At 67.4% G+C, this 9,322-nt stretch carries 8 protein-coding genes and 3 pseudogenes; 4 read left to right on the top strand and 7 right to left on the bottom strand.

What is annotated here, in order from left to right; translation table 11 throughout:
- Window positions 1-1,336: proton-conducting transporter transmembrane domain-containing protein (locus tag F0Q45_RS21585; RefSeq protein ID WP_262491107.1), on the bottom strand; the 1,336-nt coding region annotated here is incomplete at its 3' end.
- Between the two features lie 327 nt (window positions 1,337-1,663).
- On the opposite strand from F0Q45_RS21585, the gene F0Q45_RS29575 reads away from it, so the two are divergent.
- The 4 genes and pseudogenes from F0Q45_RS29575 to F0Q45_RS29560 all read left to right on the top strand — a co-directional run bounded on the left by F0Q45_RS29575 (window position 1,664) and on the right by F0Q45_RS29560 (window position 3,095).
- Window positions 1,664-1,942, top strand: a complete 279-nt coding sequence (locus tag F0Q45_RS29575; RefSeq protein ID WP_188113081.1) for a PE family protein — start codon at window positions 1,664-1,666, stop codon at window positions 1,940-1,942.
- Window positions 1,905-2,105, top strand: coding sequence for a hypothetical protein (locus F0Q45_RS29570; protein WP_188113082.1), 201 nt, complete (start codon window positions 1,905-1,907; stop codon window positions 2,103-2,105). Before F0Q45_RS29575 ends, F0Q45_RS29570 begins: the two co-directional genes overlap by 38 nt.
- Window positions 2,029-2,451 (top strand): annotated as a pseudogene (locus tag F0Q45_RS29565) (PE-PPE domain-containing protein); the annotation flags it as partial. The gene F0Q45_RS29570 and the pseudogene F0Q45_RS29565, both read left to right, overlap by 77 nt.
- Before the next feature lie 125 nt (window positions 2,452-2,576).
- The gene (locus F0Q45_RS29560) at window positions 2,577-3,095 is read left to right on the top strand and encodes a hypothetical protein (RefSeq protein WP_262491108.1); all 519 of its coding nucleotides are present in this window, start codon (window positions 2,577-2,579) and stop codon (window positions 3,093-3,095) included.
- Between the two features lie 87 nt (window positions 3,096-3,182).
- On the opposite strand, the gene F0Q45_RS21575 is transcribed toward F0Q45_RS29560, so the two are convergent.
- The 6 genes and pseudogenes from F0Q45_RS21575 to F0Q45_RS21550 all read right to left on the bottom strand — a co-directional run.
- Window positions 3,183-5,345, bottom strand: coding sequence for an AAA family ATPase (locus F0Q45_RS21575; RefSeq protein WP_149655874.1), 2,163 nt, complete (start codon window positions 5,343-5,345; stop codon window positions 3,183-3,185).
- Window positions 5,342-6,202 (bottom strand): CDP-diacylglycerol--serine O-phosphatidyltransferase, encoded by an 861-nt coding sequence (pssA, locus tag F0Q45_RS21570; protein WP_149655873.1) that lies wholly within the window; start codon window positions 6,200-6,202, stop codon window positions 5,342-5,344. The genes F0Q45_RS21575 and pssA overlap by 4 nt, the downstream gene beginning before the upstream one ends.
- Complete coding sequence (locus F0Q45_RS21565; RefSeq protein WP_149655872.1) at window positions 6,199-6,894, bottom strand: phosphatidylserine decarboxylase; 696 nt, start codon at window positions 6,892-6,894, stop codon at window positions 6,199-6,201. The genes pssA and F0Q45_RS21565 overlap by 4 nt, the downstream gene beginning before the upstream one ends.
- Window positions 6,895-6,981: 87 nt before the next feature.
- A pseudogene (locus F0Q45_RS29990) lies at window positions 6,982-7,581 on the bottom strand (PE family protein); the annotation flags it as partial.
- A 215-nt stretch (window positions 7,582-7,796) separates the two neighbouring features.
- The gene (gene moeA / locus F0Q45_RS21555; RefSeq protein ID WP_149655870.1) at window positions 7,797-9,002 is read right to left on the bottom strand and encodes a molybdopterin molybdotransferase MoeA; all 1,206 of its coding nucleotides are present in this window, start codon (window positions 9,000-9,002) and stop codon (window positions 7,797-7,799) included.
- Between the two features lie 18 nt (window positions 9,003-9,020).
- Window positions 9,021-9,322, bottom strand: a pseudogene (locus F0Q45_RS21550) (short-chain dehydrogenase); the annotation flags it as partial.

Here is a 9,322-nt window from a genome sequence, read left to right as displayed (position 1 = left end):
CGGCGACCAGTCGGCTAGGTTCGCGCAGTCCCTTCCCGCCGAAGGCGCCCCACACGAACCGCAGGCTGTAGATCACTGTGAAAATTGATCCGGCCACTGCCCCAGCTAGCACCCAGGGAGCGGCTGCGCCGAGCGACTGGCTGTTCGCCAGCGTGCCGAACGCAGCCTCTTTTGCCACGAAACCCAGGAACGGCGGCAGCGCCGCCATGCTCGCGGTGCTAGCGACGGCGATCACCAGCAAAGCGGGGCAGCGTCGCCCCAGCCCGGCTAACCGGCGGATATCCCGGGTCCCGGTGGCGTGGTCAATGATCCCGACCACCATAAACAGCGCCGCCTTGAAGATGGCGTGCGCGCAGAGCACGGTCAGCCCGGCTAACAGCAGATTGCGGCCGCCCGCGCCGAGCAACAGCGTGATCAATCCGAGGTAGCTGACCGTGCCGTAGGCCAGCAGCAGCTTCAGGTCGTATTCCCGGATCGCGCGCCACCCGGCCACCAGCATGGTGAGCAGACCCAGCAGCACCGTGGTCGGCCGCCAACCCGGCGAGTCGGCGAAACCCGGCGCTAGGCGTGCGATCAGATACACGCCCGCTTTGACCATGGCCGCCGCATGCAGATAGGCGCTTACCGGCGTTGGCGCCGCCATCGCGCCCGGCAGCCAGAAGTGCAGTGGGATGATGGCCGACTTGCTCAGCGCCCCGACCAGGATGAGCATGACCCCGACGTTGACCGCGGTTCCTGACGGCGGGGCGGTCACCACATCTGATAGCGCATAGCTGCCGGCGGCGTGGCCTACCATGATGATCCCCGCCAGCATGGCCAGTCCGCCGGCGGTGGTGACGAGCAGCGCCTGGGTGGCGGCGCGCCGGCTGGTGGTGCGCTCGGCGTAATGACCGATCAGCAGAAACGACAACACCGTGGTCAGCTCCCAGAACACGTAGAGCACCAGCATGTTGTCGGCGACCACCAGACCGAACATGGCTCCGGAGAACCCGACCAGCTCGGCGGCGAAGCTGGGCAGCCGGTTCTCGGTGTGACCGTCATGGTGGCCGAAGTATTCGGCGCTGTAGCCGAGCACCAGCGCACCGATGCCCAGCACCAGCGCCGCCATGATCGCGGCCAGCGGATCGAATCGCAATGCGATGTCCATCGACAGGCCGCGCACCCAACCGATGTCCTGGGTCAGGTCGCCGGCACTGGCCGGCCAGTTCAAGGTGACCCACACCAGGCTGAGCAGCGGCACCACAGCCAATGGGTAAAACGCGCGACGACCCCACCGGCGCACCAGCACCGGAGCCAAAGCGCTGGCCAGGGCGTGGGCGAGCAAGATCGCGATCACGGCATTCCGATGTCAGGGTCTCGCAGGGTGGACCTGGCCCGACACCCACGCGGTCTGCGGACCGCACCCGCGGCAAAGGTGGTCGAGAACCGCGACGGCGCCGATAATGACCGCTGCCCACGCGCGCCTGGGCAGATCGTCGCACATCGGCCAGCGATACCCAGATCGGGGCTGGGCAAACACTGAGCAGGGTAGCGGCGGGGGTGCAGCTCTTGCTCGAAACGCCTAACTCAGAGCCCATCGGTGATATCCCAAAACGGGCGACACTTTGTGCTTGCACTGACATTGGTACGGCTCTAGGGCTTGGCCGGGAGAAAGAATCAGCCGATGCTTGGCGTGACGACACACCCACCGGTAATCCTGGACGCGGCCGCAAACGTGGCGCAGATTCGTTCCGCGATTGCTGCGGCCAGCGCTGCGGCCAGCGACCCGACATGCGGCGTGCTCGCGGCCGCAGCGGACGAGGTGTCGGTCGCGATCGCGAACGCGTTCGGCGCCTGGGGCGGGGAGTATCAGGCAGTCGTGCGGCAGGCGACGGCACATCGCCCCGTTCTTCCCTCTCGGCTCCGTGGAAGCGTTGTTCACGCCGGAAGGGCAGGCGCTTAATGCCATTAAGGACCTCACGCTGGACGCGTCAGTGGCCCGGGGCGTCGAGATCCTGCATAACGAGCTGGTCGGCATCACCCTGCCCTATGCCGGGCTGCTCAACATACCGGGAAACACCGTCCCCGACCAACTCCGGAGCGATGGGGAGCCCGTTTTTCAATAACTTGAACTTCTCACTACTGGGGAATCCGATGAACCCCAACGGCGGGCTTTTCGCACGATTCCCCGGGCTGACTTTTCCGAGTGAAGGCCTGATTTTCTACGGCGCGACCCCAGATAATTCATTCCCGACCAAAATTTACACGATCGACTATGACGGGTTTGCCGACTTTCCGCGATACCCGATAAATATCTTGTCAGTCGTCAACGCGTTTGTCGGCCTACAAACTCTGCACGGCGGCTATCCGACGCTGACGCCCGAACAGCTCGCCTCGGCTATCCCGCTGACGAATACCGAAGGCCCCACTTCCGCCGAATACTTCATCATTCCGACCGAGCATTTGCCCATATTGGGACCGCTACGGGCAGTGCCGGTGATCGGGACACCGCTGGCGAGCCTGGTCGAGCCTAGAGATATCTGGTCAATTGGGGCTACGGCGACCCCAACTTTGGCTATTCGACGAGCGCGCCGAACGTGCCCACACCGTTCGGGTTGTTTCCGCCGCTCAGCGCGACCACTGCCCTATCCGGTCTCCTGGCTGCGGGTACCCAAGAGGGCATCAGCGCGTTCACGAGCGACATCATGGCCCAGGTATCGGGATTCCCGTCGTTCCCGTCCCACTCGGGGGTGCCGGAGCTGCCGACCTGGGGCGCGATCCCGACTCCGGGATCTTCGATCGACAACATTATTACGGCCCTGCAGACGGCGAATACTGCCATCACCAACGCGGTCACCAAGGGCTCCACCATCGCTTACTCGGCTCTGCTTCCCACGGCGAATATCGCCAATGCCGCCGTCACCACGGTTCCTTCCGACGACATCAACCTATTTCTGGGCGGGATCAAGCAATTCGCGGACGGCGACCCCGCCGGGCTGATCAACGCGGTCGGCTTACCGATCGCCGCCAACACTGCGCTGTACACTCTGCTCGTGTTCTTCGAGGCAGATGTTGTCGCAAATACCATCAGATCGCTTCTGGAAGTTACTGGGTAAGTTGGTTGCGCCGAGATTCACGTGACCGTCACACCTTCTCGCAGTTTTCCGCGCTGGCGTCGATCTCGATGTCGTGCAACCACTACGTCACACAGCGTTGGCGAACGCGCGCAACGCCTCCACCTGAAGCGGATCCAACGAGGGCCGCACCTTGTCGCGGGCGGCGGCCAGGTCCGCGGCGGTGACGTCGGCGGCATCGATGGAGCGGCGCATCGCGGTCAGCGCGGCCTCGCGCAGCAGGGCCACGCAGTCGGCGGCGCTGTACCCTTCGAGTCCGGCGGCCACCTCGTCGAGGTCGACGTCGGCGCTCAGCGGGACCGATTTGCCGGCGGTGCGCAGGATTTCGCGGCGGGCCGCCGCGTCGGGCGGTTCGACGAACACCAGCCGTTCCAGCCGGCCCGGGCGCAGCAGTGCTGGGTCGATCAGGTCGGGCCGGTTGGTGGCGCCCAGCACGACGACGTCGCGCAGTGGGTCGATGCCGTCGAGCTCGGTCAGCAGCGCGGCCACCACCCGATCGCTGACGCCGGAATCGAGGCTTTGGCCGCGGCGGGGCGCCAGCGCGTCCACCTCGTCAAGAAATACCAGCGACGGCGCGGAGTCGCGTGCTCGTCTGAACAGGTCACGCACCGCCTTTTCCGACGAACCCACCCACTTGTCCATCAGCTCGGAGCCTTTGACCGCGTGCACGCTCAGCTGCCCGGTGCTGGCCAGCGCACGAACCACGAAGGTTTTTCCGCAGCCCGGCGGGCCGTACAGCAATACCCCGCGGGGCGGGTCGACGCCTAACCGGGCGAAGGTGTCGGGGTGCTGCAATGGCCACAACACCGATTCGGTGAGCGCCTGCTTGGCCTCGACCATGTCGCCGACGTCGTGCAGCGTGACGCTTCCGACGCTCACCTCTGCGCTGGCCGAGCGGGACAGCGGCCGGATGACGGTCAGCGCGCCGAGCAGGTCGTCCTGGTTCAGCGTCGGCGGCTGGCCGTCGGCGCTGGCCCGCGACGCCGCGCGCAATGCCGCCTCGCGCAGCAGCGCGGCCAGGTCGGCAACGACGAATCCCGGTGTGCGGCTGGCGATTTCGTCGAGATCAAGGTTGCCGCTGGGGACCGGTTTCAGCAGCGCCTCCAACAACGCCTTGCGGGTGGCGGCGTCGGGCAGCGGCAGACCGAGTTCTCGGTCGCACAGCTCGGGTGCGCGCAGCCGGGCATCGATCTGATCGGGGCGCGCGGTGGTGGCGATCAACGCCACACCGTCGGTGGCCACCGCCGCGCGTAACTCGGCCAGAATCAGCGCGGCCACCGGCTCCGCGGTTGCCGGCAGTAACGCGTCGACGTCGGTGATCAGCAGCACCCCGCCGCCGTCACGCACTGCGGTAACTGCGGACGCGACGGCTTTGAGTCGGTCTTCGGCGGCCAGCGCTCCGACCTCCGGCCCGTCCAGCTCCACCAGCCGACGCCCGGCGGCCACCGCGCGCACCAGCGTTACCTTGCCCACGCCGGCCGGGCCCGACACCAGCACGCCCAAGTTGGCGCCGGCTCCCAACGACTTGAGCAGGTGCGGTTCGTCGAGGGCGAGCTTGAGCCATTCGGTGAGCTTGGCGGCTTGCGGTTGGGTGCCCTTGAGCTCTTCGACCTGTATTTCCGGGGTGGCGATGCTCGCCTTTTCCGCGGCCGTCGACGCCCGGTACGGCACGCCGGCACCCCAGGTAACCAGGGTGTTCGGTTGCACGCTGACCGGTCCGTCGGGGTCGACGCCGGTGACGGTCAACAGCTCTGAGGTCCAGCTGATCCCGACCGAGGATGCCAGCGCGCGGGTTGCCGGCGACGTCGAGGTGCCCGGTCCCAGGTCGCGCGGCAGCAGCGACACGGCGTCGCCGACCGTCAGCACCTTGCCGAGCAGGGCCTGGCGCAGGGTGAGCGGCATGATTGATTGGGTGGCCAGTGTTGAGCCGCTCAGCGTCACCGTTCTCGCGCCGTAGACGGTGACCGCGCTGACGAGCACCGCGGTGCCCTCGCGCAGCCCGGCGTTGGACAGCGTCACGTCGTCCAGCAATATGGCGCCGACCGGGATCTGCTGGCTGGCCATGCCCGCCACCGCCGCCGTCGTGCGTGACCCGGTCAGCGATACCGCGTCCCACTCCCGAATGCCCAGCGCGGCAATGGCGCTCGGATGTAGCCGAACGACGCCGCGGCGTGAGTCGACTGCGGAGGTGTTCAGCCGGGCAGTGAGGGTGAGCTGGCCGGGTCGAGTCACGGCCGCCCGCCCGGCTTGCGCAGCCCCAGCCGCGCCATCGACCGGCGGTGCGGCTGTGCTCGGCGGATCGCGCGCCGGGCGGCACGGCGCTGCCTGGGCTTGTCGTCCCATACCTCGGGGTGTTGGGACAGCCAGCGTTTGCTGCGCACCGCGAAGGGGATATGGCAGACGTAGGCGATAATGATCGCCCAAATCAACAGGTAGGGCGCCAGCACCGCGGCCGCCGCGAAAATCGCCAATACCGCCAGCAGCGCGGCCGCGTATTTCGGCGGCACCGATACTGCGTGCATCTTCTTCATCGGGATCCCGCTGACCATGAGGATTGATGTGCCGGTGACCCAGAAGGTCAAGAACCACACCGAGGTCCACCAGCCTTCGCCGAACTGCATCTTGAGGGCCAGCAGCCCGATCATCGACATCGCGCCTGCCGGCGCGGGCATTCCCACGAAGAACTCGTGTGCGTAGGCGGGCTGGGTTCCGTCGTCTTGCAGCGCGTTATACCGCGCCAGCCGCAGTACGACGCACACCGCGTAGAGCAGCACCACAACCCACCCAACTTGCCACCTGGACAACATCGACACGTAGAGCACTAGCGCGGGTGTGACGCCGAAGTTCACCGCGTCGGCCAGGGAGTCGATTTCGGCGCCCATCCGTGATTGGGCATCCAGGATGCGGGCCACTCGGCCGTCGAGTCCGTCGAGGATGGCGGCCGCGGCGATCAGCGCCATTGCGGGGATGGGCCGGTTTTCGAGGGCAAATTTGATTGAGGTGAGCCCGGCGCAGATGGACAGCACGGTCATCGCGCTGGGCAGGATCTGCAGGTTCACCGCGCGCCGGCTTCGAGGTTTGGTGGTCATGGCAGCTCGGCCAGGACGGTCTCGCCGGCGATCGCGCGCTGGCCGACTCGGACGCTCGGCTGCGCGCCCGGCGGCAGGTAGGTGTCGAGCCGGGAGCCGAACCGGATCAGGCCGTAGGTGTCGCCGATCGACAGGGTGTCCCCGACATGGGCGTCGCACACGATGCGGCGTGCCACCAGCCCGGCGATCTGCACGGCGACGACTTCGGCTCCGCCGGGGGTGCGGATCCGCACGCTGGTGCGCTCATTGTCGTCGCTGGCCGTCGGCAGGTCGGCGGACCCGAAGCGGCCGGGGCGGTGTTGCACGGCAATCACCTGGCCGCTCACCGGGGCCCGCTGCACGTGGGCGTCGAAGATCGACAAGAAGATGCTGACCCGCGGTAGCGGGGTGTCGCTCATGCTCAGCTCGGCGGGCGGGGCGGCGGAGTCGATGACGCAGATGACGCCGTCGGCGGGCGCGACGACGGCGCCCGGCCGGATGGGTGGCACCCGGGGCGGGTGCCGGAAGAACGCCGCGCTAGCGCCGGCGGCCAGCAGCCCTGCGCTGCGTAGCCAGCGGTGGTTGCGTCCGAGGGCTGCGGTGGCGAGCCCGGCGCCGATGAAGGGCAGCCCCGCGGGGTGGACCGGCGGAATAGTGGATCGCACCAACTCGAGGAGGTGTTGCGGACCTTCGGGGCGGGGGCGTCGTGCCACGCGGTCATCTTACGGAGCGGTGCGGCTGCCGGTGAGCGCATGCCTATCGGTGTGGAGAGGCTGCGTCGCTCGCTGGCGGTATCCTCACCCGTTGATCCCGTCCTGCCCGTCCAAGAGCCCGTCGGCACTCATGGGGGCACCTTTGCCGCCGATGGCCCCACCGGCGCCGGCGGCGCCCATGAGCAGACCGGCGGCCCCGCCGCGGCCGCCGGTCCCGCCGGTTGCGCCGATGGTGCCGGATCCGCCGGCGCCGCCGTTGCCGATCAAGATGCCGGCGTCGCCGCCGTTGGCCCCGGTTCCTGGGGCTCCGTTGGCGCCGTTGCCGATCAGTGGGCGCCCGAGCAGCGCCTGGGTGGGCGCGTTGATCAGGTTCAGCAGATTCTGGTCGGCTGCTGCGGCGGCGGCCGCGGCCGCGTCGGTGCCCGCGTAGGCGCCCGCACTCGTCTTGAGTGCCTGCACGAACTGCTCGTGAAACGCCGTGGCGTGGGTGATCGCCTGCTGGTAGGCGGCGCCGTGGGCCCCGAATAGCGCCGCGATCTGGGACGACACCTCATCGGCGGCCGCGGCTACCACCTGGGTGGTCTGAGCGACCGCCGCGGAGCTGGCCGCGCTGATCGTGGAACCGACGCCCGCTACATCGGCTGCCGCGGCCGCCAGATACTCCGGAATCGCGATTACATAGGACATGGCGGTTCGACTTTCGTTGCGGGTATCAGAAAAGTTGAGGCGACAGTATGGCCGCCATGCGTCTAAAGGCCCGACAAATAACGATCGTTATTCAAACGTTATAGCTTGTGTCAATCGAATAGACAACCATATCGCGCTTCGGCGATAAGCGTGGATGTCAATTATGTTTACACACTCGAGGAGTCCCTATCTCGGGAATGCCCTCGACTGCCTCGTCAGGTCAGGTCCCACACCTGCAGCCGGGTCCCTGCGGCCAGATCTACCACGTCCTCGGGGATGTCCAGCAGCGCGTTGGCCGTGGCCAGCCAGCGCAAATGGTGTGATGCCGGCGGGCCATAACTGACCACCGTGCCTGCTTCGCGATCGAGAATCGCGCGCCGGAACTGCCGCTTGCCGCGCGGCGAGGTCAGCGACTCGGCAAGCACTGCCGCCCGAAGGGGCCGCCAGGGATCCGCCATGCCCATCGCCATGCGCAGCGCCGGACGGATAAACACCTCAAAAGACACCAGCGCGCTAACCGGATTTCCCGGCAGCGTGATGATTGGCGTGCCGGCCACTCGCCCAACGCCTTGGGGCATGCCGGGCTGCATTGCCACTTTGACGAATTCCACACCGTGCTCACCGCCGCGGCCAAAAGCGTCTTTGACGACCTCGTAGGCGCCGGCGCTCACCCCGCCGCTGGTAATAATCAGGTCAGCCGCACCGGCAGATCGATCCAGGATCGCGGTCAACCGCGCAACGTCGTCTGCGGCGGTCTCGGTGCCCACCACGACCGCGCCCGCCTCGCGCACCGCCGCGGCTAGCATCACGGAGTTGGATTCATAGATTTGCCCCGCCCGTAGCGGGCTGCCCGGCGACACCAGCTCGGAGCCGGTGGACACCACCAATACCCGCTGCCGCGGAATTACGCTCAACTCAACCAATCCCAGCGCCGCGACCAAACCCAACGCCGCCGGCGTCACGAGTTTGCCCGCACGCAACACAATGGTGCCCGCAGCGACGTCTTCACCGGCACGCCGAATGTGTTTACCCGGCACGGCTTCCTGCCGGATCGCCACCGACCGATCGCCCCCGTCAGTGGCTTCCACCGGCACGACGGCCGTCGCGCCCGCCGGCAGCGGCGCCCCGGTCATGATCCGGTGCGCGGTGCCCGGTTCCAGTGCCAGTTCGTCGGTGCGTCCGGCCGCAATGTCGGCGGTCACCGGCAACACCACCGGGCGCTGCGGCTTCGCGCCCGCAACGTCCTGCGCCCGCACTGCATACCCATCCATCGCCGAGTTGTCGAACACCGGCAACGACAGCGGAGCCGCCACATCGGCGGCCAACACCAGGCCCTGGGACTCGGCCAGCGCCACCGCGACCGCAGGACGTGCCTGGATCAACTCCGCTACCACACGCTGGTGTTCATCTACTGAGCGCACCGCGCCATTATCGACCCGCTACACCGGGAAGCCGACCCCGGTAAGTTCCTCAGACACCGACCAGAGGCGATGCTGCAGGTTCTCGTCATGCGACTGCGCGCTGGACCGCACCAGCGTGGGGTGTCCGCGCTGCTCGGCGAAACCATCGGGGCCGTAGTATTGCCCGCCTATCACCGACGGATCCGTTGCGGCCCGCAGCGTCGGCAACGCACCCATCTCTGCACTCTGGAAAAGCGCCGGCCCCAGGACATTAGCCAGCGGCAACAGCACCCGCGGCAGGTTGCGGGCTAGTTCAGTGTTGGACCCGCCGGGGTGGGCGG

Origin of the sequence: Mycobacterium simiae, from assembly GCF_008370645.1 — a bacterium.
Classification (GTDB): domain Bacteria; phylum Actinomycetota; class Actinomycetes; order Mycobacteriales; family Mycobacteriaceae; genus Mycobacterium; species Mycobacterium simiae_A.
This window is presented reverse-complemented; position numbering and strand designations above follow the sequence as displayed.